Annotated in this window: 23 protein-coding genes and 1 riboswitch; of the genes, 12 read left to right on the forward strand and 11 right to left on the reverse strand. The window is 69.3% G+C overall.

The features are described 5' to 3' along the window. Positions 1-80: 80 nt before the first annotated feature. The 3 genes from K8O92_06865 (at position 81) to K8O92_06875 (ending at position 5,072) form a co-directional block, all read left to right on the forward strand. Positions 81-1,463: a hypothetical protein gene (locus K8O92_06865; GenBank protein ID UAK33656.1), complete on the forward strand. Its 1,383-nt coding sequence runs from the start codon at positions 81-83 to the stop codon at positions 1,461-1,463. Next, positions 1,460-2,443 carry a glutamate ABC transporter substrate-binding protein gene (locus K8O92_06870; GenBank protein ID UAK33657.1) on the forward strand — a complete coding sequence of 328 codons (984 nt, stop codon included), beginning with the start codon at positions 1,460-1,462 and terminating at the stop codon, positions 2,441-2,443. Before K8O92_06865 ends, K8O92_06870 begins: the two co-directional genes overlap by 4 nt. Before the next feature lie 232 nt (positions 2,444-2,675). Next, a complete protein-coding gene (locus tag K8O92_06875) occupies positions 2,676-5,072 on the forward strand; it encodes a protein kinase (GenBank protein ID UAK35492.1) in 2,397 nt (798 codons plus the stop codon). Here the strand turns inward: K8O92_06875 and K8O92_06880 are convergent. Together K8O92_06880 and pta are read right to left on the reverse strand one after the other, a co-directional pair. Continuing rightward, positions 5,069-6,280, reverse strand: a complete 1,212-nt coding sequence (locus K8O92_06880) for an acetate kinase (GenBank protein ID UAK33658.1) — start codon at positions 6,278-6,280, stop codon at positions 5,069-5,071. The genes K8O92_06875 and K8O92_06880 overlap by 4 nt on opposite strands. Positions 6,281-6,387: 107 nt before the next feature. Further along, a complete protein-coding gene (gene pta, locus K8O92_06885) occupies positions 6,388-8,460 on the reverse strand; it encodes a phosphate acetyltransferase (GenBank protein UAK33659.1) in 2,073 nt (690 codons plus the stop codon). Positions 8,461-8,681: 221 nt separating this feature from the next. Here pta and K8O92_06890 point away from each other — a divergent pair, with 221 nt between their 5' ends. Further along, positions 8,682-9,188, forward strand: coding sequence for a nitroreductase family deazaflavin-dependent oxidoreductase (locus K8O92_06890; GenBank protein UAK33660.1), 507 nt, complete (start codon positions 8,682-8,684; stop codon positions 9,186-9,188). A gap of 63 nt (positions 9,189-9,251) precedes the next feature. Here K8O92_06890 and fgd read toward each other — a convergent pair whose 3' ends face one another. Next, positions 9,252-10,262 (reverse strand): glucose-6-phosphate dehydrogenase (coenzyme-F420), encoded by a 1,011-nt coding sequence (gene fgd, locus K8O92_06895; protein ID UAK33661.1) that lies wholly within the window; start codon positions 10,260-10,262, stop codon positions 9,252-9,254. 246 nt (positions 10,263-10,508) lie between these two features. Between fgd and K8O92_06900 the strand changes: the two genes are divergently transcribed. Further along, positions 10,509-11,318: an HAD-IIA family hydrolase gene (locus K8O92_06900; protein UAK33662.1), complete on the forward strand. Its 810-nt coding sequence runs from the start codon at positions 10,509-10,511 to the stop codon at positions 11,316-11,318. Between the two features lie 126 nt (positions 11,319-11,444). Here the strand turns inward: K8O92_06900 and K8O92_06905 are convergent, their stop codons facing one another. Then, positions 11,445-11,894 carry a MarR family transcriptional regulator gene (locus K8O92_06905; protein UAK33663.1) on the reverse strand — a complete coding sequence of 150 codons (450 nt, stop codon included), beginning with the start codon at positions 11,892-11,894 and terminating at the stop codon, positions 11,445-11,447. 23 nt (positions 11,895-11,917) lie between these two features. After that, positions 11,918-12,547, reverse strand: coding sequence for a glutamine amidotransferase (locus K8O92_06910; protein ID UAK33664.1), 630 nt, complete (start codon positions 12,545-12,547; stop codon positions 11,918-11,920). Positions 12,548-12,653: 106 nt separating this feature from the next. On the opposite strand from K8O92_06910, the gene K8O92_06915 reads away from it, so the two are divergent. Then, positions 12,654-13,100 carry an RpiB/LacA/LacB family sugar-phosphate isomerase gene (locus tag K8O92_06915; protein ID UAK33665.1) on the forward strand — a complete coding sequence of 149 codons (447 nt, stop codon included), beginning with the start codon at positions 12,654-12,656 and terminating at the stop codon, positions 13,098-13,100. 54 nt (positions 13,101-13,154) lie between these two features. On the opposite strand, the gene K8O92_06920 is transcribed toward K8O92_06915, so the two are convergent. The 3 genes from K8O92_06920 to K8O92_06930 form a co-directional block, all read right to left on the reverse strand. Further along, positions 13,155-14,369 (reverse strand): O-succinylhomoserine sulfhydrylase, encoded by a 1,215-nt coding sequence (locus K8O92_06920; GenBank protein UAK33666.1) that lies wholly within the window; start codon positions 14,367-14,369, stop codon positions 13,155-13,157. Continuing rightward, positions 14,366-14,782, reverse strand: coding sequence for a rhodanese-like domain-containing protein (locus tag K8O92_06925; protein ID UAK33667.1), 417 nt, complete (start codon positions 14,780-14,782; stop codon positions 14,366-14,368). Before K8O92_06925 ends, K8O92_06920 begins: the two co-directional genes overlap by 4 nt. A 14-nt stretch (positions 14,783-14,796) precedes the next feature. After that, positions 14,797-14,913, reverse strand: a riboswitch (SAM riboswitch). 63 nt (positions 14,914-14,976) lie between these two features. Next, complete coding sequence (locus tag K8O92_06930; protein UAK33668.1) at positions 14,977-15,426, reverse strand: hypothetical protein; 450 nt, start codon at positions 15,424-15,426, stop codon at positions 14,977-14,979. Between the two features lie 431 nt (positions 15,427-15,857). Here K8O92_06930 and K8O92_06935 point away from each other — a divergent pair, with 431 nt between their 5' ends. Both K8O92_06935 and K8O92_06940 read left to right on the forward strand, forming a co-directional pair. Next, positions 15,858-17,270, forward strand: coding sequence for an FAD-dependent oxidoreductase (locus K8O92_06935; protein UAK35493.1), 1,413 nt, complete (start codon positions 15,858-15,860; stop codon positions 17,268-17,270). A gap of 84 nt (positions 17,271-17,354) precedes the next feature. Next, a complete protein-coding gene (locus K8O92_06940; protein UAK33669.1) occupies positions 17,355-18,230 on the forward strand; it encodes an amidohydrolase family protein in 876 nt (291 codons plus the stop codon). Positions 18,231-18,233: 3 nt separating this feature from the next. Here the strand turns inward: K8O92_06940 and K8O92_06945 are convergent, their stop codons facing one another. Both K8O92_06945 and K8O92_06950 read right to left on the reverse strand, forming a co-directional pair. Then, positions 18,234-18,731, reverse strand: coding sequence for a DUF456 domain-containing protein (locus K8O92_06945; GenBank protein ID UAK33670.1), 498 nt, complete (start codon positions 18,729-18,731; stop codon positions 18,234-18,236). A 53-nt stretch (positions 18,732-18,784) separates the two neighbouring features. Next, positions 18,785-19,588, reverse strand: coding sequence for an alpha/beta hydrolase (locus tag K8O92_06950; GenBank protein ID UAK33671.1), 804 nt, complete (start codon positions 19,586-19,588; stop codon positions 18,785-18,787). 214 nt (positions 19,589-19,802) lie between these two features. Here K8O92_06950 and K8O92_06955 point away from each other — a divergent pair, with 214 nt between their 5' ends. The 3 genes from K8O92_06955 (at position 19,803) to K8O92_06965 (ending at position 23,891) form a co-directional block, all read left to right on the forward strand. Then, entirely contained in the window at positions 19,803-21,053 is a 1,251-nt protein-coding gene (locus K8O92_06955; GenBank protein ID UAK33672.1) for a GAF domain-containing protein, read from the forward strand. A gap of 138 nt (positions 21,054-21,191) precedes the next feature. Then, positions 21,192-22,679 carry a peptidoglycan DD-metalloendopeptidase family protein gene (locus K8O92_06960; GenBank protein ID UAK33673.1) on the forward strand — a complete coding sequence of 496 codons (1,488 nt, stop codon included), beginning with the start codon at positions 21,192-21,194 and terminating at the stop codon, positions 22,677-22,679. A gap of 114 nt (positions 22,680-22,793) precedes the next feature. Further along, positions 22,794-23,891: a CoA transferase gene (locus K8O92_06965; GenBank protein ID UAK33674.1), complete on the forward strand. Its 1,098-nt coding sequence runs from the start codon at positions 22,794-22,796 to the stop codon at positions 23,889-23,891. A 346-nt stretch (positions 23,892-24,237) separates the two neighbouring features. Here the strand turns inward: K8O92_06965 and K8O92_06970 are convergent, their stop codons facing one another. Beyond that, positions 24,238-25,743: a PLP-dependent aminotransferase family protein gene (locus K8O92_06970; GenBank protein UAK33675.1), complete on the reverse strand. Its 1,506-nt coding sequence runs from the start codon at positions 25,741-25,743 to the stop codon at positions 24,238-24,240. Positions 25,744-25,806: 63 nt separating this feature from the next. Here K8O92_06970 and K8O92_06975 point away from each other — a divergent pair, with 63 nt between their 5' ends. Continuing rightward, the gene (locus K8O92_06975) at positions 25,807-26,028 is read left to right on the forward strand and encodes a hypothetical protein (protein UAK33676.1); all 222 of its coding nucleotides are present in this window, start codon (positions 25,807-25,809) and stop codon (positions 26,026-26,028) included. Positions 26,029-26,062: the final 34 nt, after the last annotated feature.

The following is a 26,062-nucleotide window of genomic DNA, read 5'->3' on the forward strand; positions in this document are numbered from 1 at the left end:
ACCAATACGCACGGGTGGACCGGATATACGGTCGAGCCGTCGAAAAAACCGCGTTTGCGGCCCAAACTGGGGAGGTGGACATGGCTAGCTCCGAGCCGACGACGGCCGAACTCCGGCCGTCGTCCGCGCCCGAGCCCGCCGGTCGGGACGATCCGGGCGGGCTGAGCGTCGCGGTGGTTCGCGAACGTATCGACCTGGCCAACTTGCTCTCGTTCGCCAATTCCTCACCGGGACGGCTGATCGCGCTCGGACTGCTGCTCATCGGCCTGTGCCTGGCCGCGGGTTCGGTGACCGCCGCGACGGTCGGCGACCGCCAGCAGAGCCTGGACGTCTTGCTCTACAACACCGAACCGGACGCCCACTCCGCACATCGGCTCTACACCTCGCTGTCGATCGCCGACGCCGCCGCCAGCACCGCCTTCATCGCGGGCGGGCTGGAACCGCAGGCGGTACGGGATCGCTACACGCAGGCGATGGGCGAGGCGGCCGCGGAATTGGTGACCCAGTCCGACCGCGCCGTCGGGCCGAACGCGGCGAGCGATCCGGATTCCCGGCTGCGCACCGGCATAGTTACCGGGCTGCCGGTGTACTCGGGTCTGGTGGAGACCGCACGGACGAACAATCGCAGCGGATATCCGGTCGGGGCCGCGTATTTGAGCGAGGCGTCCAACCAGATGCAGACGACGCTGCTCCCGATGGCCGAGGAATTGCACAATCATCGCTCGGCGGCGGTGACGGCCGCGCAGCGCAACCACGTGCGGCCACCGTGGCCCGCGATCGGCCTGCTGATCCTCACCCTCGGCGTGCTGGTCTGGGTCCAGCGGGATCTGGCGCGTCGCTGGCGGCGGGTGCTCAATCCGGGCCTGCTGCTCGCCTCGGCCGCCATGCTGATCCTGCTGGCCTGGACGGTGATCGCGGGCTCGGTGTCGGCGACGTCGATGATCAGCGCACGCGACGACGGCGCGGTGCCCTCCTCGCGGCTGACCGAGAGCCGGATCCTGGCCCAGCAGGCGCGGGCGGCGGAGACGTTGAAGCTGGTGCGCCGGGACGCGACCGGCGACTACGACCGCACCTACGACGCGGACATCGAGCGGCTGGCCGATCTGATCGGCAACTACCCGGATTCCGCGCCCGCGGCGGGCGAGGTGCGCAACGCCGTTCCGGCGCTGGCTCGCTGGCGGGTGGCGCATCAGCGCATGAACGACGCGCTGGCGAAGGGCGATTTCAACAGCGCGGCCGCGGTGACGACCGGCCCCGGCTCCGCGGACGCCACCGCGCAGGTGGAGGCGCTGGACCGTTCACTCGAGCAAGGCATCGCGCAGACCCGGGACACGCTGCGCGACGAGATCTCCCAGGCGGCACGGGTCCTGGACTTCTTGGGAGCGGGAGCGATGGTGCTCGGCATTCTGGCGGCGGTCTATGTGGGACTAGGCATGTGGCCCCGGCTCCGGGAGTACCGATGAGATCCGCGCGCGGCATTCTGGTAGCCGTCGTCCTGGTGGTGGCACTGGCGAGCGGCTGCGCGAGCGATTCCAGCGCGCCGCTGCCGACCAAGACGCCGAAGTACACCGATCCTCCGCTGCCCGCGAAAGCCGTACCGGTGCTCACCGATTCGCCGGTCCCGCCGCCGCCGGGCACACCGCGGTGCGGGGACCCGACCGCCAGCCTGCGCCCGACCGGAGCGGGCGCCGCCGCGCGCGGCCCGGCGATCGACGCGATCCGGGCGCGGGGCAGGCTGCTCGTCGGGCTGGACACGGGCAGCAATCTGTTCAGCTATCGCGACCCGGTCTCGGGCGCCATCGTCGGCTTCGACGCCGACATCGCCCGGGAGGTGGCCCGCGACCTGCTCGGCAGTCCGGATCTGATCGAGTTCCGCAGCCTCGGCTCCGCCGAGCGTGAGACGGCGTTGCAGAACCGCACCGTCGACCTGGTCGCCAAGACCATGACGATCAACTGCGAGCGGCGCGAGAGGGTCGCGTTCTCCACCGTCTACCTGCACGCGAATCAGCGGGTGCTCGCGGTGAAGAACTCCGGGATCCGAAGCCTGGCCGACTTGGCCGGCCGTCGGGTATGCATCGTTTCCGGCACCACGTCGCTGGAGCACATGCGCCGCGAGCAACCTGCCGCGACCATCCTCACCGTGCCGAGCTGGGCCGACTGCCTGGTCGTCCTGCAACAGCGCCAGGTCGACGCGGTCAGCACCGACGACGCCGTCCTCGCGGGTCTGGCGGCGCAGGACCCGTACACGGAGTTGGTCGGCGGCAGTATCAGCGAGGAGCCGTACGGCATCGGCATCCCCAAGGGCAACGACGATCTCGTCCGCTTCGTCAACGGCACGCTGGAACGGATCCGTAACGACGGCACGTGGGTCGGGCTGTACCAGAAATATCTCACCGTCCTCGGCCCCGTTCCCGCCCCACCCGCTCCTACCTATCAGGATTGACAGGCCAATGAGCACACGGCCGGCTCCCGAGCCCGACCCGGGCGAATCCGCCCCGGGACGGCCCGGTTCGGCCGATGTGTTCGAGGACGGGGTCACCGGGTCGCATGAGCATCGTCCAGGGGCCGCACCGGAGCCGCTGCGCACAGACCACGAGCCGCCCTCGAATCAGGACGCAACCGGTGTGGCCGGTCGGTCGAAACCGCAGGCCGAGAACGACCCGGACGCGACCCGCATGCAGGTGCATCGCCTGGACACGACCGCGGGCACGGTCGCCTGGAACCGCGAGCCGGACGACGAACGGTCCGGAAGGCCGCAGCCACCGGCCCCCGACCTGGACGTCGCGGAACCAACGCTCGCTGCCGGGGCCGACGACGGCCCGGGCACGGAGGTGGCACGCGACGAGCGGGGTACGGCAGCGCGGACCGAGGCAGCGGGGCAGGAAGGCACTCGCCGAACGGACTCCGACCCCACATCGGCGCCGCTGCGCACCTCCGGACGCAGCGTGCGCACCGCGCGAACCCGTCCGGTGGTGCGGCGGCTCGGCGCGGGACTGGTGCCGATCCCGACGGTGACGCCCGCCGACCCGCGCGACGCGGTGCTCACCGACGCGGTGGTCTCCGAGGGCAGGCGATTCTGCTGGCGCTGCGGCAAACCCGTCGGCCGGGCGACCGCGACCAGGCCCGCGACCACGGCGGGTACCTGCGCGACCTGCGACGTGCCCTTCGACTTTCGCCCCACCCTGCACGCGGGCGACATGGTGGCGGGGCAGTACGAGATCCAGGGTTGCATCGCCCACGGCGGACTGGGCTGGATCTACCTGGCCATCGACCGCAATGTCAGCGACCGCTGGGTCGTGCTGAAGGGCCTGCTGCACACCGGCGACGCCGAAGCGCAGGCGGTGGCCATGTCCGAACGTCAATTCCTCGCCGAGATGGCGCATCCCAGCATCGTCAAGATCTACAACTTCGTCGAGCACACCGGCGACGACGGCACACCGGTCGGCTACATCGTCATGGAGTACGTGGGCGGCCGGTCGCTGCGCGACATCCTCGACGCCTACGAACGCCCGCGGCGCATGCCGGTCACCGAGGCCATCGCCTACCTGCTGGAGATCCTGCCCGCGCTGGACTACCTGCACTCGACCGGATTGACCTACAACGACCTCAAACCCGACAACATCATGGTCACCGAGGACCAGGTCAAGCTGATCGATCTCGGCGCCGTCACCACCATCGAGGCCTACGGAAACCTCTACGGCACCAGAGGATTCCAGGCGCCGGAGCTCGCGCGCACCGGCCCGACCATCGCCTCGGACATCTACACGGTGGGGCGCACGCTGGCCGTGCTCACCTTGCACATGCCCTCCGAGCACGGGCGTTACCTCGACGGACTTCCCGAGCCCGCCGACGAGCCGGTGCTGGCACGCTACGAGTCCTTCCACCGTCTGCTGCTGTGCGCCACCGACCCGGACCCGCAGCGCCGATTCCCCTCCGCCCGGGCGATGTCGGCCCAGTTGTCGGGCGTGCTGCGCAAGATCCTCGCGCTGGAGACCGACACCGAGCACCCGCAGCTGTCGGTGGTCTTCACGCCGCCACGGGCCAGTTTCGGTACCGAGGAGCTGATCAGCCAGACCGACGCCTACACCGACGGCCGACCCCGCAGCAGCGGATTGGACGCCCTCGACGTGGTGGCAGGGCTGCCGATCCCGCTGCTCGACCCGGCCGAACCGTCGGCGCCCCTGCTCGCGGCCGCGGTGCATCCGGAACCAGCCCACGCGTTGGAGGCGCTGCGGCACGCCCGAGACCGAGCCGAGTCCGACCCCGGCAACGCTCCGGAGACGCTCGACCTGGAACTCACCCTCGCCGAGGCGCGCGTGCGGCTCGATCTGCGCGAGTCCGCCACGGTCTTGGACCTGCTCGCGCGGCTGCCCGAACGGGAATGGCGGGTGAGCTGGTATCGCGGTATGGCCGAATTGCTCGACCGGGAGTACGAGCGCGCTTTCACGAATTTCGACGAGGTCTTCCGGGTGCTCCCCGGTGAGATCGCACCCCAGCTCGCCATCGCCGCCACGGCCGAACTCGTGCTCCAGCACTGGGATTCACCCGACCCCGAACAGTGGCGCGCCTACGCCGAGAAGGCATACGAGACCGTCTGGCGCACCGACCGCACCGTGGTCAGCGCTGCCTTCGGGCTGGCCAGGCAACTGGCCGCGGACGACCGGGTGGACGAGGCGGTGCAGGCGCTGGACGCCGTGCCCGCCGCGTCGCGGCATTTCACCACCGCGCGGATGACCGCCGTATTGCTGATGCTCACGGCCGCGCCGGTGGCCGACCTCGACGAGGCCACCCTGCACATCTCGGCGTCGCGGGTGCTGAGCCTGCCCGCGGGCGAGAGTCGCGCGGTGCAGATGCGGGTGCTGGTACTCGGCGCCGCCCTGGCGTGGCTCCAGGCGGGCAACACGCCGAAGCGCCCCGATGCCACGCTGTTCGGCGCGCCGTTCACCGAACGCGAGCTCAGGGCGGGCACCGAGGCGGGCCTGCGCTCGCTGGCTCGGGGAGCGCCCAATCGCAAGCATCGCTACGCGCTGGTCGACCTGGCCAACGTGATCCGCGCGAAGACCTGGATCTAATCGAGCCGGTCGACCACCTGCCGTGCGGCGCGGGCGATCGCCAGTTCCTCATTGGTCGGCACCACGAGGACCGCGACCGGCGCGTCGGGCGGGGAGATACGCCGCGCGCCACGGTTTTCGGCGGTGTTGGCCGCCGGGTCGACCTCGATGCCGAACCGGGTGAGGCCCGCGAGGGCATCGGCGCGCACCTGCGGGCTGTTCTCCCCCACTCCGGCGGTGAAGGTGATCGCGTCGACGCCGCCGAGTTCGATCAGGTACGCCCCGAGGTAGCGGCGCAACCGATGGATGTACACGTCGTAGGCGAGCCGGGCGGCCTCGTCACCGTCGGCGATGAGGCGGCGTAGTTCGCGGAAATCGTTCACGCCGGACAGCCCCTTGATGCCGGAGTCCCGGTTGAGCAAGGTGTCGATCTCATCGATGTCCATGTGCGCGGATCGGGCCAGATGCGCCACGATGCCGGGGTCGAGATCGCCGGACCTGGTGCCCATCACCAGACCTTCCAGCGGGGTGAGTCCCATGCTGGTGTCGACCGGACGCCCGCCGCGGATGGCGGAGGCCGACGCGCCGTTGCCCAGGTGGAAGACGATCTGGTTCAGCTCGGCAGGGTCGCGCCCGAGCAGTTGCGCCACGCAGCCGGACACGTACTCGTGCGATGTGCCGTGAAAACCGTACTTCCGGATGCCGTGCGCGGCGGCCACTTCGGCGTCGATGGCGTAGGTCTTCGCGGCGGCGGGCAGGCCGTGGAAGAACGCCGTGTCGAAGACGGCGACCTCCGGCACTCCCGGCAGCAGCGCACGCGCGCTCTCGATCCCGGCGACGTTGGCCGGATTGTGCAGCGGCGCCAGCGAAGCGAGTTCGGTGATCGCGGCGACCACGTCGTCATCGATCAGCGTGGGCCGGTAGAACACCTCGCCGCCGTGCACCACCCGGTGCCCGACGGCCCGCACACCCTCTCGGACCAGATCGTGGCCCGTCGCGGCGAAGGTGTCGAAGACCAGCCGCAGCCCGGCGGCGTGGTCGGCGATCGGCTCACGACGCTCGGTGGTCGAGCCGTCGGCGCGATGCACGATCCCGCCCTCGTCCTCGCCGATGCGCTCGACCATCCCGGACGCCGCGACCACGCTCGAATCCGGATCCACGAGCTGGTATTTGATGGACGAGGAGCCGGAGTTGATCACCAGCACCATGCCCTCGGCCGTCTTGCTCATCCCGCCTCCTGTGTCCCGCGCGGCGCCCGCACCCGGCGGGCTCGCCGCACTCGCACGGCAACCACGATCACGACGCGATCATTCCGCGTCGCCCGCTCGCGGCGGCATCAGCTGTCCTGCGCCTGGATGGCGGTGATCGCCACGGTGTTGACGATGTCGGCCACCAGCGCGCCGCGGGACAGATCGTTGACCGGCTTGCGCAGCCCTTGCAGCACCGGGCCGATCGCGATCGCGCCCGCGCTGCGCTGCACCGCCTTGTAGGTGTTGTTGCCGGTATTGAGGTCGGGAAACACGAACACCGTCGCGCGCCCGGCGACTTCGGAATCGGGCAGCTTGGTATCGGCGACAGTCGGTTCGATCGCGGCGTCGTATTGGATCGGCCCTTCCACCGGCAGCTCCGCCGCGCGCTCACGCACCAGCTTGGTCGCCACGCGCACCTTGTCCACATCCGCCCCGCTGCCCGATTCGCCGGTCGAGTACGACAGCATCGCGACCCTGGGTTCGATGCCGAAGCGGCCGGCGGTCGCCGCGGAGGAGATCGCGATGTCGGCCAGTTGCTGAGCGCTGGGGTCCGGCACGACCGCGCAGTCGCCGTACGCGAGGACCCGGTCGGCCAGGCACATGAGGAACACGCTGGAGACGGTGGAGACCCCCGGCACCGTTTTGATGATCTCGAGCGACGGCCGGATGGTGTGCGCCGTGGTGTGCGCCGCACCCGAGACCATGCCGTCGGCGATCCCCTTGTACACCATCATGGTGCCGAAATACGAGATGTCGGCGACGGTTTCGCGCGCCCGCTCCAGCGTCATGCCCTTGTGTTTGCGCAGTTCGGCGTACTCGGCGGCGAACTCGTCCAGGTAGCCGGAGCTGCGCGGGTCGAGCACCTCCGCGGCGGAGATGTCCACCCCCAGTTCGGCGGCGCGGGCGCGCACGGCGGTCTCGTCGCCGAGGATGACCAGGTCGGCGATCTTGCGCTGGAGCACCCGGCCCGCCGCACGCAGGATGCGGTCGTCGTCGCCCTCCGGCAGCACGATGCGCTTGCGATCGGCCCGCGCGCGCTCGATGAGCTGGTACTCGAACATCTGCGGCGTCACCACCGAGCTGGGCGGAACGTCGATGCGCCGCAACAGCTCCGCGGCGTCCACGCGCTGTTCCATCAGCGCGAGGGCCGTGTCGACCTTGCGCGGGTTGCCCGCGGACATGCGACCACGGGTGCGGTACGCCGCGCCCGCCGTGTCGTAGGTGCCGAGATCGGTGGTGAGGATCGGCAGCTTGGGCTTGAGGCCGGTCATCAGTCGCGCCACCGCGGGATGCGGCAGCAGGCCGCCGTTCATGATGATGCCCGACAATGACGGAAAGCCCTCGGCCTCATGCGCGTTGACGACGCTGAGCAGCACATCCGAGCGGTCGCCAGGGGCGATCACGACGACGCCCTCGACCAGCCGCTCCAGGATGTGCTCGGCCGTCATGCCGCCGACCATGACTTTCAGCGCCTCGCGGTGCAGCAACTCCGGATCGCCGCTGTACATCTCGCCGCCGACGGCCGTGCACAGCTCGGCCATGGTGGGCGCGATCAGCAGCGGGACCTCGGGCAGCGTCCACGACGGGACGCCGAAATCGCGCAGCGCCGCGCACACCTCCTCCAGTCGCTCCGGGTCGCAGCGATTGGCGATGATGGCGACCAGCTGCGCGTGCTCGTGCGACAGCTCGGCCGCGCACAGCTCGGCCAGCTGCTTCACCTCGGCCGGGGTGCGGTCCGCGCCGCGCACCACCAGCAGCACCGGTGCACCCAGATTGACCGCGATCCTGGCGTTGAAGCGCAGTTCGCTGGGGCTGGCCACGTCGGTGTAGTCGCTGCCGACCACGACCACCGCGTCGCACATCTTCGCGACCTCGTGGAAGCGCATGACGATCTCGCTGATCGCGGCGTCCGGGTCGGCGTGCACCTGCTCGTAGGTGGTGCCGATCGCCTGCGCGTAGTCGATGTCGGCCGTACTGTGCTCGAGCAGCAGCTCGAGAATGTAGTCGGGCTCGGTGGTCGAGCGCGTGATCGGACGGAACACCCCGACCCGCGCGGTCGTCGCGCACAGCATCTGCAGTACCCCGAGCGCCACCGTCGATTTACCGGTGTCGCCTTCGGGAGAGGCGATGTACACGGCGGATGGAGCGTTGTCGGCCATGACCGAGAGCTTAGTGAACCGGCGGCTACCGGGCCGTGCCACGCGACGGTCGGCACCGGCCGCGTGACCCGGGCCTCTCCCGCTCGAGAGCGGGTCCAGCGCGACGCGGACCTGCTCGGGGCGAGTCCCGACGCGACGGGTTCGCCGCGACAACGAGAGCGCGAGCAGCGCCGCCTCCCGAAGCCGCCGTGGCCGTTGCCGCTCGCCGCTATAGTCCGGGCATGGCTGAGCAATTTCCGGATCGGCAGTGGGGTTCGCGCACCAACCTATACGCCCGCGCGGCAAGTAGATTCGCGGCTACGAAGCTCGGTTCCCGGCTCGTCCGCGCCCTCACCCCGCTGGACCGGGCGGTCCTGGAACGCACCCACGCCAAATACACCGTGCTCGGACCGATCGGCGCGCCGGTCATCCTGCTCACCACCATCGGTCGCAAATCCGGCCGACCGCGCACGCAGCCGCTGCTGTACGTGCACGACGGCGACACGCTCTACGTGATCGGCAGCAATTTCGGCCAGGCCCATCACCCCGCCTGGACCGCCAATCTGCTGGCGAACCCCAAGGCGACAGTCGCCATTGCGGGCCGGCGCTTCGAGGTAACCGCCACCCCCGTCGAGGACCCGGATAAAACCGCCATCTTCCAGCGCTTCGTCGACATCACCGGCGCCTACGCCGCCTACCGCTCCCGCACCACCCGCGACCTGCGCATCTTCGCCCTCCGCCGGGCGTGATCGCGCGAGTGGCACACCGTCGCGGCCGAGAAGGCCACCGCGTGGTGTGCCGGTCGGGAAACGTCAGGCCAGCGCGCGCAGGCGGGGGGCCAGGTCGCGTTGGAAGAGGTCGAGGAAGCGCCGCTGGTCGTGGCCGGGGGCGTGGAAGACCAGGTGGTTGAGGCCGGCGTCGAGGTAGGGCTTGATCTGTTCGACCGCTTGGTCGGGGTCGCTCGCGACGATCCAGCGCTTGGCGATCTGTTCGATCGGCAGCGCGTCGGCGGCGGCCTCCATCTCGATCGGGTCGGTGATGCTGTGCTTCTGTTCCGCGGTGAGCGAGAGCGGTGCCCAGAAGCGGGTGTTCTCCCGGGCCAGTTCCGGGTCGGTGTCGTAGGAGAGCTTGATCTCGATCATCCGATCGATGTCCTCCACGCCGCGTCCGGCCTTCGCCGCGCCCTCGGCGACCGCGGGCATCAGCTTCTCGGTGTAAAGATCCATGCCCTTGCCCGAGGTGCAGATGAACCCGTCACCCGCGCGCCCGGCGTATCGCGCGACCAGCGGGCCGCCCGCCGCGACGTAGATCGGGATGCCACCCTTGGGCACGTCGTAGATGGAGGCGCCGACGGTCTTGTAGTACTGCCCGTCGAAGTCGACGCGGTCGCCGGTCCACAGGGCGCGCATCAGGTCGACCGCCTCGCGCAGACGCGCGAAACGCTCCTTGAACTCCGGCCATTCGCCGGTGTACCCGGTGGCGATCTCGTTGAGCGCCTCGCCGGTGCCGACGCCGAGCATGACCCGCTCCGGATACAGGCAGCCCATGGTGGCGAACGCCTGGGCGATCACCGCGGGGTTGTAGCGGAAGGTGGGGGTGAGCACCGAGGTGCCGAGTTGGATGCGCTTGGTGCGCTCGCCGACCGCGGCCAACCAGGCCAGCGAGAACGGCGCGTGCCCGCCCTTGTGCCGCCACGGCTGGAAGTGGTCGCTCACGGTGGCGCTGTCCAGGCCGTGTTCCTCGGCCAGCACCGCGATCTCCACGAGTTCACGCGGACCGAACTGCTCCGCCGATGCCTTGTATCCGAGCTTGAGTCCGCTCATCTGCCACGCTCCTCGCGTTTCGTTTCGCTGCCATCGCGATCCGTCATCGACAGTAGCCAACGCTGCCGCCGCCCCTGCCGATGGCCCGGCGCGGATGATCTTCGCAGTGGGGCGATCGCAGGCCCACCTCGACCGGCCGTAACAGGAGAACGCCGTGCCGGGGGTGGAATGTTTCTGCGGCCGAAGATGCCGACGGCACCGGCCCGGCCGGTCGTGCCGGTTTCGGTCGCGGGGCGATAGCGGATAATGGCCCGCGTGACCGCAGACGACGAGCCGATCCTGTCCTACTTGACCGATATGGACGGCGTGCTGGTGCACGAGGACCACCTCATCCCGGGCGCCGACAAGTTCCTCGCCGAACTGCGCGCCAACGAGACGCCGTTCCTGGTGCTGACGAACAATTCGATCCGCACCCCGCGCGATCTCCAGGCGCGGCTGCGCCACACCGGCCTGGACATCCCGGAAGAAGCGATCTGGACCTCCGCGCTGGCCACCGCTACCTTTCTGAGCGAACAGCGGCCGAACGGAACCGCCTACGTGGTGGGCGAATCCGGGCTCACCACCGCCTTGCACGAGATCGGCTATGTGCTGACCGACAGCGATCCGGACTACGTCGTGCTCGGCGAGACCCGCACGTACTCCTTCGAGGCGATCACCACCGCGATCCGGTTGGTCGAGCGAGGGGCCCGTTTCATCGCGACGAACCCGGACCCGACCGGGCCGTCCCGCGAAGGTTCGCTGCCCGCGACCGGCTCGGTGGCCGCGCTGATCACCCGCGCGACCGGCCGCGAACCGTACTACGTCGGCAAGCCGAACCCGCTGATGATGCGCTCCGCATTGCGTCGCATCGGCGCGCACTCCCAGTCCTCGGTGATGATCGGCGACCGGATGGACACCGATGTCATCTCGGGGCTGGAAGCGGGCATGCGCACCATCCTGGTCACCTCCGGCATCTCCACCCGCGCGTCCTTCGAGGCCTACCCCTACCGGCCCACGATGGTGGTGGACTCCGTCGCCGACCTGATCGGCAAGACCAAGTCCCCGTTCACGGCCTGATCTGGTGCGCGACAGCCGCCCACCAGATCAGGGCTGGACGCTTCCGGTCCGAACACCGTCACGCGCACCGAGCGGCCGTGATGCGTGATTCCTTCTGCGCTCGAGCCATTCGAGGAAATCCCGCCCTCAGTCGGCGTCGGTGGTGATCGCGTTCATCGCGGCGGACAGCTTCGTGAGCATCTCGACGGTGCGCGCGAGCTGCTCGGGGCCGAGTTCGTCCGCGAGCCGTTCGGACATCACTTTGTGCTGCGGGTCGATGCGGCGGACCGCGGCCAGCCCCGCGTCGGTGACTGCGACGAGTTTCGCGCGGCGGTGCGCGGGGTTGGGACGGTATTCGGCCAGTCCCTTGTCCACCAGCAGATCCGCGATGCGCTGCACGCTCTGGCGGGTGATGCCCATTTCGCGGGCGATCCCGGCGACGGGCAGCGGCGTCCGCAACACCGCGCCCAGCACCTGCCACCAAGCGGCGGTGAGACCCGCCGGTCGCGCCAGTTCCTCGGCCACCGCGAGGAACTGACCGTTCAAACGGAACGACGTGATCGCCGCCGTGGCGAACAGCTCCTGTTCACCGGTCATGCCGAGCCTCCGATATCCCTCGCTCACGCATGCTGCGCGTCGTACTCCGCGAGCACCGCCCACCCGGCCGGATCGGCGTGGGCGAACAATCGGTACCAGCCGTCGAGCACACGCGGCTCGTACACCCCGAGCCTGCCGAGCACCTCGCGCGCGAATTCGAACGGCGCGCTCGCACTGGCGGTGATCACGTCACCGTCGGTGACGGCAGGCTCGTCGACATAGTGCTCGGCGCCCGAATACCCGCTGTAGAGCAGGAATTCCGCGACATTGCTGGTGTGCCTGCGCGTATCGAGCAGGCCCGCCTTGGCCAAGCCGAACGTCGCCCCGCAGATCGCGGCGACCGGAACACCCGCGTCCACGAACTCGCGCGCCTTGTGGGCGAACGGCTCCAGCTCCGGCCCCTCCCAGGTCTCGGCGCCCGGCAGGACCAGCATCGCGCTGTCGGCGGGCGTGAGATCGGCGAGCACGAGGTCCGGCACGATGCGCATCCCGCCCATCGTTGTGATCGGTTCCGCCGTCGGGCCGACGGTCCGCACCTGCCAGGTTCCCGGCTCCCGATGCCAGCTCGACTTGTTGATGTGCGCGGTGGCCGCGCCGACCTCCCAGTCGGCGAGCGTGTCGTAAACGGCCATGTGCACTGTCTTCGTGGTCATGACAGTATCCTGTCATAATTGACAACATACTGTCAATCCTCGCAGCGCCGTCGAACGCCGGGTAGGAAGCACGACGCCTGGGCGAACCGGGAACTACGCTGAGTGCATGCGGATCTCGGTGGCGGCGGACGAGTGGGTCGGGGTGGCTCGGGAGCTGGTCGAGGAGCTGGGCAAGCGCGGCCACGAGATCGTGCCGCACGGCGCGCTATCGGACGAGGAACGCGACGACTGGGCGTGGGCCAGCGAAGCGGCGGCCCGCGACGTCGCCTCCGGCCGGGCCGATCAGGCCGTCGTTTGCTGCTGGACCGGTACCGGCGCCTCGATCGCGGCCAACAAGGTCGCCGGCGTCCGCGCCGCCCTCTGCGCGGACGCCTCGACCGCGGCAGGCGCCCGCACCTGGAACGACGCCAACGTCCTGGCCCTGAGTCTGCGTTCGACCTCCAGCGCCGAACTCCGCGAAATACTGGACGCGTGGTTCACGACCGAACCCAGCTCCGCCCCCGACGACCAGGCCAACATCGCCCATCTCGCCGAGATGGAACAGCGCTCCTGACACGCCGCACAGCTGCCCGAGATTCCCCTGACCCCTTGCCCGCGCGCGGCGGGATCAGGAGAGGGCGTGCTCGAGATCGGCGAGGAGGTCTTCGACGTCTTCCAAGCCCACCGAGATACGGACGACGCCGTCGGTCAGGCCGATGGTGGCCCTGCCTTCGGGGCCCATGGCGCGGTGCGTGGTGGTCGCCGGGTGCGTGATCAGGGTCTTGGCGTCACCGAGGTTGTTGGAGATATCGACCACGCGCAACCGGTTGAGAACTTCGAAAGCGCGCTTCTTCGCCTCGTGCTCGGGGGCGTTGAGCTCGAAGGTAACCACGGTGCCGCCCGCGCTCATCTGGCTGGTGGCCAGGGCATACTGCGGATGCGACGCCAAGAACGGGTAGCGCACCCAGCTGACCGCCTGATGATCTTCCAGGAAGCGGGCGATACGCAGGGCGGCCTCCGCCGAATGGCCTACCCGCAGCGGCATCGTCTCGAGGCCCTTGAGCAGCGTCCACGCGTTGAAGGGGCTCAGCGCGGGGCCGGTATGACGCATCAGCGTTTTCACCGGACCGTCGATGTAGTCCTTCGCGCCCAGGATCGCCCCGCCGAGCACCCGGCCCTGCCCATCGATGTGCTTGGTGCCCGAGTAGACCACCACGTCGGCGCCGAGCTCGAAGCCGCGTTGCAGCAGCGGAGTGGCGAACACGTTGTCGAGCACGACTTTCGCGCCCGCCGCGTGCGCCAGCTCGGTCACCCGGCGCACATCGACCAAGGTCTGCATCGGATTGGCCGGCGTCTCGAAGAACACCGCCTGGGTGGGCACCGACAGCGCCTGCTCCCACTGGTCGAGGTCCTCGCCGTCGACGAAGACGGTCTCCACGCCCCAGCGCGGCAGGATCTCGTTGCACACCACGAAGCACGAGCCGAACAGGCTGCGCGCGGCGACGAGCCGGTCACCCGCCTTCAGCAGCGCGCCCAGCGCGGTGAACACCGCGGACATGCCACTCGCGGTCGCGAAGCACGCTTCGGCGCCGTCGATCAGGCGCATCCGCTCCTCGAACATGGCCACCGTCGGGTTGCCGTAGCGGGAGTAGACGAAGTGCTCGACCTCGCCGGTGAACGCGGCCTCGGCGGCCTCGGCGCTCTCGTAGACGAAGCCGGAGGTCAGATAGAGCGCCTCGGCGGTCTCCTCGAAACCGGAGCGCCGCAGCCCGCCGCGCACGCCCAGCGTCGCGGGGCCGACGCCGTCGGGCAGCGGCTTGTCGAACGCGCCGCCGGTGATCACGACTGCCGCCAGGGCAGTCCGAGGGCGCGCCAGCCGGCGCCGCCGCGATGCCCGAATTCGTCGAGAGGGCCTTCGAAGCCCTCGAGCACGTTGTAAGAGGTGCGGTAGCCCGCCGACGTGGCGGCGATCGCCGCGCCCACCGAACGCTGACCGGAGCGACAGAGGAAGACGACGGGGGCCTCGGGGTCGTGGCCGTCGAGCGCCTGCTTCAAATGCTCGACGAAGGCCTCGTTGCGGGCGCCCGTGGAATCGACCCACTCGATCAGCACGGTCGGCCGTTCGATCGAACTCGTGTCGGGGACGCCGACGAACTTCCATTCCGCTTCTGTCCGCACGTCCACGAGGACGGCGCCGGGATTGTCCCGCAACAGTTCCCATGCCTGCTGCGGAGTGATGTCACCGGCATAACTCATGTGCACCTCCTGCGAATCCGCACTTGCCGCGCCCGGGACCGAGGCGCCGCCAGGTCGTCACCCGGAGCACCCCACCGCGGAGGAGGGTTGCCGACCAGTAATGCCGGGGCTTGACACTGGTTCTCATGACCTTCGACTGAGATTGCACCGACCCGGGTCATCGTGTCAAACGATGGCTCACACTGCGGGAACGCTCAGGTGCAGACCAGCCACTTGTCGCCGGATCTGGTGAGAATCCAGGTGGAGGTGGCCGCCCTGCCGTCCACCGTCGTGGTGACGGTCGCCTTGCCCCGGTCGCCGTCCACCATCGGCGGGTCGATTTTCGCGATCTCGACGGGCTTTCCGGCGCCGTCCTGTCCCGCCAGGGGCGAGCGGTCGGCGTCGAATCCTTGGCACGCGGTGCCGGGCGGCGGCACGATGTCGCTCCGGTTGGAGCCGTCGACGAAGTTGCGCACGGCCGCCACGATGCGGTCGGCTTCTGTGACATTTTTCTCAGCGGGCGACAGCACGCCACCGAGCACGATCGCGATCAGCACGATCACCGCGACCACCGCTGCCGCGACGAACGGGGCCGCGGAGCGCTTGTCGGTCTGATCGACCCGGATGATCTCGTCCTCGCCCGCGGTCGGCTGCTGTTCGGTCATGGCTCGATGATCCCTGGTCGGCGCCGGTATCGAGCGCTCGGCCCCCGGCTCGAGACAGTGGCGGCGCGGACCAGCTGCGGGCGGGGCGCGATAGGCGGCGCGGGAGCGGGTAAGCGAGGAATGTGACATGCGATGGCATCCGCCGAGTTCACGCACCGACGCGGGGCGGTATGGACCATCCCGATAGAATCGCGGGACGGCGGCCTGCTGTCATAGCGAATCGGCAGCTCATCGCCGCGGCGAACGGAGCACCGTGCAGCCACGAGCCGGCAACGCCGGCGTCCGCACCGGACGGGTGCGACCGAGCCGGTGCGTCAACTTAGCCTAAGCTAAGCCCAGACGTCATTTATTGTTTCGACCATAAAGGTGCGCGTAAAGAGATGACCGAACAGAGTGAAGTATCGGATGGCGGTGTGCGCGAGCCCTCCGTGGTGACGCAGGCTTCCTCCTCCGGGCCTGACGCGCACACCGCGAGGACCCGCCCGCTGCGCATCGCGATCGTGGGCGCCGGGCCGGCTGGGATCTACGCCGCCGACGCGTTGATGAAGTCCGATGCGGAGGTGAGCATCGACCTGTTCGAGCGCATGCCCGCGCCGTTCGGGTTGATCCGCTACGGCGTCGCGCCCGACCACCCGCGGATCAAGGGCATCATCACCGCCCTGCACAAGGTGCTGGACAAGCCGCAGGTCCGCCTGCTCGGCAACATCGACTACGGCACCGACATCACTCTCGACGACCTGCGGGCCTTCTACGACGCGGTGATCTTCTCCACCGGCGCCAACGCCGACCGGGCGCTGCCCATCCCCGGCATCGATCTCGACGGCTCCTTCGGCGCCGCCGACTTCGTCTCCTGGTACGACGGCCACCCCGACGTCCCCCGCACCTGGCCCCTGGACGCGGAGAAGGTCGCGGTCCTCGGCGTCGGCAACGTCGCGCTCGACGTCGCCCGCGTGCTGGCCAAGACCGGCGACGAGCTGCTGCCCACCGAGATCCCGCCGAACGTCTACAAGGGCCTGAAGGAGAACAAGGCCGTCGAGGTCCACGTCTTCGGCCGCCGCGGACCCGCCCAGGCCAAGTTCACCCCGCTGGAACTGCGCGAGCTCGACCACTCCCCCACCATCGAAGTCATCGTCGACCCCGAGGACATCGACTACGACGAGGGCTCCGAAGCCGCGCGCCGTCATTCCAAGCAGGTCGACATGGTCGCCAACACCCTCGAGCAGTGGGCCATCCGCGACGTCGGCAACCGGCCGCACAAACTGTTCCTGCACTTCTTCGAATCCCCCGCCGAAGTGCTCGGCGAGAACGGCAAGGTCGTCGGCCTGCGCACCGAGCGCACCCAGCTCGACGGCACCGGCAACGTCAAGGGCACCGGCGTGTTCAAGGACTGGGACGTGCAGGCGGTGTACCGCGCCGTCGGCTACCTGTCGCAGAACCTGACCCAGCTGCCGTTCGACGACCAGGCGGGCACCGTGCCGAACGAGGCGGGTCGCGTGATCGCCGACGAGAACGCCGACGGCGCCGAGCGCTACCTGCCCGCCACCTACGTCACCGGCTGGATCAAGCGCGGCCCGGTCGGCCTGATCGGCCACACCAAGGGCGACGCCAACGAGACCATCGCCTGCCTGCTGGACGACGCTCCCGGCTTCGCCCCGGCCGAGCGACCCGAGCCCGAGGCCGTCACCGAGTTCCTGGAGAGCAAGGGCATTCCGTTCACCACCTGGGCAGGCTGGTACCGCCTCGACGCGCACGAACGCTCGCTCGGCGAGCCGGAGGGCCGCGAGCGGGTCAAGGTCGTCGAGCGCGAGGACATGCTGCGCGCCAGCGAGCCGCACAAGGTCTGATCACACCGCGGTGACCGACGCCGCTGCCACCGCCGCACCCCCGCTGTGGCAGCGGAAATTCCGACACTGAGGCATTCTGTACAAGTGTTCGATGCCCACCTGCACATCTTCGACCCGCGGTTTCCGCTGGCCGAGAACGAGGGCTACCTGCCCGATCCGTTCACCATCGCCGATTACCGCAAGCGCATGTCGCGATACGACATCGGAGGCGGCGCGGTGGTCAGCGGGTCGTTCCAGGGCACGGACCAGAGTTATTTGAAGGCCGCCCTCGCCGAACTCGGCGAGGGCTGGGTCGGCGTCACCCGGCTCGATCTGGACGCCACCGACGAGGAGATCCTCGAACTGGACCGGGTAGGTGTGCGCGCGCTGCGGTTCAACCTCAAGCGCGCGGCCACCGACATCACCGGGATGACGTTGCAGGCGCTGCGCGCCTACGAGCTGGCAGGCTGGCACGTCGAGGTCTACATCGACGGCACCATGCTGGCTTCGCTGCAACCGGTCATCTCCAAGCTGCCCGCGCTGTCGGTCGACCACCTGGGCATGTCCGCGGAAGGCGTGCCCTTCCTGCTCGATCTCGTCGACCGCGGAGCCAAGGTCAAAGCGACGGGTTTCGGCCGGGTCGCGATGAACGTCGCCGACACGCTGCGCCGTATCCACGCGGTGAATCCCGAAGCGTTGATGTTCGGCACCGATCTGCCCGGCACCCGAGCCGGACGCCCGTTCCGGGACTCGGACGTCGATCTGCTCTGTGATGTGGTGGGCACCGACATGCACGCGGTGCTGGAGGACAACGCCCGCGCGTTCTACCGGCTTCCGGCCCGGGAGCGCACCGTCAGCGACGATCCCGCCCCCACGCTGCCGCTGTACCGCCCGGAACCGCCGACTCTCCGGCTGCACCGCGACGAACTCCCGGGAAGCCGTGCGGGAGACACCATTCCGTTCCCCGCCATCGATCGGTAGCGCTCAGACGGCGAAGACGCCGACGATCCAGACACCGATGGCCAGCAGCGCGCCGAAGAGCTCGATCAGGATGGACAGGCCGACGCCCTTCAGCGCGTGTACCGTCGCTTGCCAGGCCTGCTGGTTGACGCGCAGCCGCTGGAGTTCCGAAAGGTACACGCCCAGCACGAAACCGATGAACAGGCCGACCACCGGAATGACGAAGAAGCCGACGACGCCGAGGATCGCGCCGAGCAGGACCGCTCGGTTGGACACTCCCGCGTCCTTCATCTTGCGCCCCGGCCAGGTGTATTTGACGACCCCGGAGAGCACCAGCAGCAGCGTGCTGATCGCGAAAACCGTCCAGGCCGTGGCCCCTCCGGTCAGAAAGGCCCAGACGGCGATCGCGGCGAAGATCAGGATGACGCCCGGCAGGATCGGGACGACGATCCCGACGAGGCCGACCAGAATCGCGAGGGCGGCGAGAAGGGTGTACCACCCCTGATCAGAGAGCGCTTCCACACGTGCAGCCTATAGTGGCCTGCCCCGCCGAGCCGTCATGAGATTCCGCCCGCTCAGAGGAACTCGGCGAGTGCTTCGTTGAAGCGCTCCGGTTCCTCCGAGAACGGCGCATGACCGCTGTGCTCGAAGCGCACCGCCTTCGCGTTCGGCAATCGCGCCGCGAGCCATTCGTCGAGCGGACCGGGGAAGATCTTGCTCTGCGCGCCGTAGATCAGCAGTGCGGGCACGGTGACCTGGGGCAGGACCTGCCGGAAGTCCGCGAAGGCCATGTCGTACCAGATGGCGCAGGCCGCCGCGGTCGGCGTTTTCGCCGTCTCCGCGTACACCGCGTCGATCACCTCCGGTGGCGGGGTGTCGGCGAAGCATGCCGCGATGAACGGCTTGATCACCGACGGCCGCGCATGCTTCACCGCTTGCACGAAAACCGCGAGATCGCTCTGGGAGTAGCCGCCCTGGAGCGGAAAGTCCCAGCCCGGCGCGTCGAGAAACCGCGGCGACTGGTCCACGAAAACCACCGAATCCAGCAGCTCGCAATCGAACTGCTGGATGTAGGCGAGGATCACCGCGGTGCCCATCGACCAGCCGACCAAGCACACGTCCTCGAGCGAGAGGTGTTCGAGCAGACTGCGGATGTCCCGTGCGTACTGCGCGAGGGTGTGCCCGTCGTCGGTCTTCCCGGAGGCGCCGTGCCCGCGAAGGTCGAGATTGATCACCCGATTTCGCTCTGCCAGGGCGGGCACGTTCTGCGCCCAGAAGGTGGTGTTCATGGTCCATCCGTGGATGAGCACGACCGGCCGCCCGGCCCCGTGATCCTCGTAGTACATCGGCACACCATCGGGCAGTTCGAAGTACGGCATCGACAACCTCCAGTCCACGAGCAACGGTTTCGCACACGATGGCGCGCATTCGTCGCCGTGGAAAGGCGCCGGTCGGGGGTTGCATCAACGTTGCAGCGCAGCGCGACTCGTTGTCAGGGCGACGGCGCGGTCCTTAGTCTGGTCCCGACGCCGGGACGTCTCCGGGCGGTAGGACACCGCGGCCGATCCGAATACCACGAGGCACACGCTTTTGGTGACAAGGCAGACACACTCGACGCGTGCGGACGTGCGCGCCTCATGGGATCGCGCCCGAGGTCGCGGCCTGCATCCGGACCGGCATCTCCCCGAGGTCGGCCTGACCGACGACGAGGTGCGCACCTGGCGCAGGAATCATCGGATGGCCTCCGTTTGGCCGGTCCTGTTCGCGAGCCTCGAGGGCGCCGCGTTCGAACCGGGCCACGTGCTGTTCGGCGCCGACGCGGACGGGCATCTGCTGTGGGTGCAGGGCGATCCCGCGACCAGACGAGCGGCGGGACGAGCCAATCTCGTCCCCGGAGCGCGCTGGCACGAGACCGAAGCGGGGACCAACGGCGTTGGCACCGCTCTGGCGCTGGGGCGCGCGTTCCAAGTCCGCGGCACCGAGCACTACCTGTCGGTCGCCGCGGACTTCACCTGCTCGGCAGCCCCCATCAGGGATCCCGTGGGCGGCGCGGTGATCGGCGTCGTCGACGTCACCTGCCGACTGCGCGACACGAATGCCCTGGCGTTGCCTCTGGTCACGGCGGCGGCGCGGCTGGCCGAGGCGCATCTTCGTTCGCTCACCTGGCGGCATGACGCTGAGATACGGACCCGCTACCTCGATCGTGTCCTCAGCCGGCTCGGCGACCGTGGCGCCCTGCTGTCACACGACGGCCGGCTGTTGCACGCGTCGCCTCGCGGCTGGCTGCCCGACGTCTGGCCCGCACCACTGGTCGAGGGCGAAACCGAACTGCCCGACGGTCGTCGCGTGGTGCTCGAAAGGCTCGCGCCGGGCGGACCGTTCTCGGTCTGCGCTCTGGCGGGCAGCGTTTCGGGCGAACGGGCGCCGCGCGTGAGCACACTGGGCCGCGCCCGCGCCCTGTTGTGGATGGACGGCGTCGTCCATGAACTCAGTCCTCGGCACAGCGAGCTGGTGGTTCTGCTGCTCGACAATCCCGATGGACTGACCGCGGCGCTGTTGGCCGAAGAGCTGTACGGGACCGGCGGAAAGGCGGTGACGGTACGCGCGGAACTGGCCCGGCTCCGGCGAATCGTCGGATATCGCCTGGTATCGGACCCGTATCGTCTCGACCCGCGAATCCGCGCCGACTTCCGTCAGGTGGAGGACGGTCTCGGGCAGGAATCGGTCAGCGAACTCCGCAGCCGATATCCGGGTCCCTTGCTGCCCGGCTCCCAGGCACCCGGCATCCGGAGAATTCGACATCGGTTGGACAACCGGCTGGCATCCTTCGGTCCTGCTCGGTAGTGCCGGCTTCCGGCGGATGGCGTCTCGCGATTCCCAGTGGTGAGGACCGCGCGGTGAAATCGAGCGGCACAATCGATCTCGGCAACAGCGCTGGTTGAGGGGCGTGCCGGATGGGCGTGTGGGCATGCGGAGGTGGTCGTGACTAGCGGGGAAGCGACTCACCTCGTGGATGGCGAGGCAGCTCCCGAGGGCGGCGCTGTCGAAGACTCGACCAGCGCCCCGGGGCCCGCGACCTCCGCGTCTGAGCGAAAAGACTCCGACATCGCCGCCCAGGCAGCCCGTGTCCTCGCCGATCTGGCACGACACGCGCCCGGTGGAGCCCCCGCAGCCCCCACGTCGAACTCACGCGCGCAGCCCGTTTCCGCCCCCACCCCCGCCGCTCCGGCACCCAATGGCGCGCAACCGCCACCGGCTACCGGCACCGCGGTCCACGGCGGAACGGTGGCGCCGCAGCCCGGTGGCGTAGTGGCGCCGCCCGGGGGCGCTGCACCGCCGCCGAACGGCGCCCCGCCACCACCGGACGGGGAGCCCGCCCCACCACCCCCCGGGATCGATCCGGAGACGATCGCGGCCATCGCCCCGACCGCCTTGATGGCCGGATCGATGGCCATGATGGCACTGCCGATGCTGGCGCAGGCGCTCGCCGGCCTCGCGGGCGGCGGATCCGGCGCGGGTGCGGGCGGGACGAATGCCACCCCCACCGCCGCCAATGCGGCCGCGCTGACTCCGGAGGCGCAACAAGCCCTGGACGCGTTGAAGAAGCTGGAGGCGCTGTACGGCACCGACGGCGACGCGGCGGGCACCGCGGGTCTGGGCGCACGACCCGGTGGGTCGGTCGGTTCGGGCGCGGGAGCTACAGCGATCAAGGCGCGAGCGTTGTACCAGAAGAACGCGGCGAAGGCGTTCAACAATCTGGACAACGACCTCGCGCGCTACATTGCCGGCCTGGCCGGGGACAACCGAGCCGACCGGAAAGCGGTGGTCCGGCTGATCCGGGAGGTCAACGTACAACTGGCCGAACTCGGGCCCAGCGCCTACACCAAGGAAGGTCAGCGGAAGGTACACCAGATACTCTCCGAAGCTTTGCGCAAGGCTCAGACCATAGTGCGGGGCGGGCAGGCCAAGGCGACCGAAACCGCCGCCATGGTCGACCGCCTCACAGCGCAATACCTCAACGGCATAGCCGGAAAACACACCAGACTCGCAAGCGCCTTGCCGGGCGACGGCCGCCCCCGCTCGCCCATCGAACCCGGGAAATACCGAATCAGCTCGCACTACGGTCCCCGGGGCGGCAAGCACCACGGTGGGCTCGACCTCGCCGCCCCCGCAGGCACGCCCATCTACGCCGCCACCGGCGGCACCGTGGTGAAGGCGGGCAACTTCGGCGACGGTTACGGCTATCAGGTTCGGATCCGGTCCGCCGACGGCACCGAGACCATCTACGCCCACCAGACCCCGGGCAGCATCCGGGTCCAGACCGGCCAGCGAGTCGCCGCGGGCGCCGTGATCGGCGCGGTCGGATCCACCGGCAACTCCACCGGCCCGCACCTGCACTACGAGGTGCGGCGCAACGGCCGCGCCGTCGAGCCCGTCGCCTATCTGGCGTCGCAGGGTGTTCGTGTATGACCCGGCTCCGGCCGCAGCGTTATTGTCATACTGTCAATACACCCCTCCCGGTCGCGTCCGGGAGGACGCACCGGCCATTCGGTGCGCTGGATCAACGACGAACCGAGGTAGGGCGTGAGCATTCCATCCACCGCCGAGAAGGGCCCGCTCGCGGGCATCAAGGTCATCGAGTTGGCCGGTATCGGCCCTGGCCCGCACGCCGCGCTGCTGCTCGCCGATCTCGGCGCCGACGTGGTGCGGGTGCAGCGTGCGGGTCAACTGCCCGGCGGGTTCGACCGCCCTCAGCTGCGCGGCCGGACCATCGTCGAGGCCGACCTCAAGGACCCCGCCGACATCGAGAAGGTACTCGGCCTCATCGAGAAGGCGGACGTGCTCATAGAGGGCTTCCGCCCCGGCGTCACCGAGCGGATGGGCCTCGGCCCGGACGACGCGCTCGCCCGTAATCCCCGCCTGGTCTACGGACGGATGACCGGTTGGGGCCAAGAGGGCCCGCTGGCCGACCGCGCCGGACACGACATCAACTACATCTCCATCACCGGCGTGCTGCACGCCATCGGCCGCAAGGGCGAGCGCCCGGTCCCGCCGTTGAACATGGTGGGCGATTTCGGCGGCGGTTCGATGTTCCTGGTGTTCGGCATCCTCGCCGCGCTGGTCGAACGGCAGCAGTCCGGCAAGGGCCAAGTGATCGACGCGGCCATGGTCGATGGAGCCCTTGCCCTTTCGCACATGATCTGGGGCATGCGCGGCGCCGGCGTCTGGTCCGATGAGCGGGGCGTGAACCTGCTCGACACCGGAATGTCGTTCTACGACACCTACGAGACCTCCGACGGCAAGTACATGGCGGTCGGCGCGATCGAACCGCAGTTCTACGCCCAGCTGCTGACCGGGCTGGAGATCGACGCGGAGGGCCTGCCCTTCCAGCTCGACCCCGCCGGGCAGGACACGCTGAAAAAGCTGTTCGCCGAACGCTTCCGGACCAAGACGCGCGACGAGTGGACCGAGATCTTCGTCGGCACCGACGCGTGCGTCTCGCCGGTGCTCACCTTCGAGGAGGCCACGCGCAACGAGCACATCGCGGCCCGCGGTTCGTTGCTGGAGTTGGATGACATCACCCAGCACGCCCCGGCCCCGCGATTCTCGCGCACTCCGAACGGGATTCCGACCCCGCCGCCCACCACCGCGACCCCGATCGAGTCGGTTTGGGTCGACTGAGCACGCGGCGGGGTGTCGCGGCGCGGCATCCCGCCCGAGCGCGGCTGATTGAAAGTTGTAACAAACCAACCGGTTCGACAGTTCGACGCTGCGCCTGCCATACTGTCCGCGAGCAGGTGGCTTCCGAGAACAGCGGATGCCCCGGACATCCTTCCGGTCCGCTTATTGACCGCCGCTCGAGCTGGAGGCCTCGGCGCCGTGCGAGCTTTCTGCACGCTGCCCGAGCACGAGGAGGGCCAGCCCCGAGGGGTGGCCGGCCGATCGTGCCCGGCGGCGCTCGGAGGGGAAGTGCCGCCGGCGGAGGCTCTCCCCGCTCCAATTCGGCAGAAACGAACGCGAAATCCTCTCAGTAGCAGGTCAACGGCGTCAGCGGATCTACCGCGCGCGGCGTCAGCGCTGCGTAGGCGGACGCGATGGCCTTGACCGCCAATCGCAATTCGGGCTCCTGATGGGTGAAGGGCAGCCGCAGGAACCGTTCGAACGCGCCTTGCACGCCGAATCGGGGCCCGGCCGCGAGCAATACGCCGTGGTTGGGAGCCGTGGCTGCCAGCGCCGTGGAGACCGAGGTCGGCAGCTGCGCCCACACCGACATGCCGCCGGCGCCGACAGTGACGCGCCAGTCCGGCAGTTCCTCGGCGAGCGTGTCGAGCAGGGCCGCACGCTGGGAACGCAGCTGGTCCCGCCGGCGGTCGAGGATGAGGTCCGCGTGCTCGAGCAGGTGCACGGTGGCCAGCTGATCCATGACGGGGGTGCCGAGGTCGACCGTGGAGCGGATGCCGAGCAGCTTGGTGATCAGCGCCTGGTTGGTCCGGATCCAGCCGACGCGCAGACCGCCCCAGAACGATTTCGAGGCCGAGCCGATGGTGACGATCTCGGAGCCCTTGGCGAAGGACGCGACCGGCGGCGGCGGAAGGCCGCCATCGAGGCCGAGATCCGCCATGGACTCATCGATCACGACGGTCATCCTGGTATCCCTGGCGATGGCGGCCAGTTCGGCGCGGCCCTCGGCGTCGAGCAGCAGGCCGGTGGGGTTGTTGTAGTCCGGCACCAGATAGGCCAAGCCGGCGGCGGTCTGCCGGGCGGCACTGCGGATTCCGTCGAGATCCCAGCCGCCCGCCGGGTCCTCCGGCCGCAAGGGCACCGGCACCGGCCGAGCGCCGACGTCGCGGATCGCCTCGATGGCGTTCGGATAGGTCGGATGGTCGATGAGCACACGGGCCGCGGGCGCCGTGAGCACGTTCAGCAGGAGACGCAGACCGTGCTGGGCGCCGAGGGTGACCAGGATCTGGTCGGGTTCGGTCGGCAACCCGCGCTCGGTGTAGCGGCGGGCGATCGCCTCGCGTAGCGCGAGCACACCGACCGGGTCCATGCCGTGGGTGCCCAAGTAGGCCGGAATCCCCTCCAGGGCAGCGGAATACGCCTCCTGCATCTCCAGCGGGGCGGCCATCGCGGCGTAGGTCATGTCGATGGTGGGCAGCTCGGGCGCGGCCATCATCGCCAGGATGCTCCTGGCCGGTTTGACGCCGTCGTGTTGCACGTCCCGGGGCAGTGCCACCGTACTGCGCGATCCCTGGCGGCTGATCAGGTAGCCGTGCTCGCGCAGCAACGCGTAAGTGGAGGTGATGGTCGTGCGGCTGACCCCGAGGGTGGCGGCGAGATCGCGTTCGCTGGGCAACGCGACACCAAGTGGTGCGCGACCGTCGTGGATCAGCAGCCGGATGCCTTCGGCGAGCGCGAGATACGCCGGGCGGGTGGACCGCCGCCCGGCCGCATCCGGACCACCGTCGTGCGCCTGCCGCCAGCGGCCCAGATCGCGGGCCAGACTGCCCGCGCCGATCACTCTCGTCGCCATGCGGTCCAGTATCGGCCGATTGGATATTTCTTGGCAAGGCCAGTGGCGCGCACGCTGACGGACATGACCGCCCTCGCCACCCTGCTCATTGTCGCCCTCTTCGGCTACCTGATCCACCGATTCGCGCCGAGGAACGACGAGCCCGCCTTCCGGCTCGAACGCTTCCACCCGGGCATGCCGGTGTCCCACCAGAGCCTGTCGTACTACGACCACCAGCGGCGATACTCCGATCTCACCGCCGTCTACGGCCGTGGCGACGTGCCGGACCAAGGCTTGCCCGGCTGAAAGGAGCCGCGCGAAACGCGCGGAATCGACTTCG

This window comes from Nocardia asteroides, assembly GCA_019930625.1.
GTDB lineage: Bacteria > Actinomycetota > Actinomycetes > Mycobacteriales > Mycobacteriaceae > Nocardia > Nocardia sputi.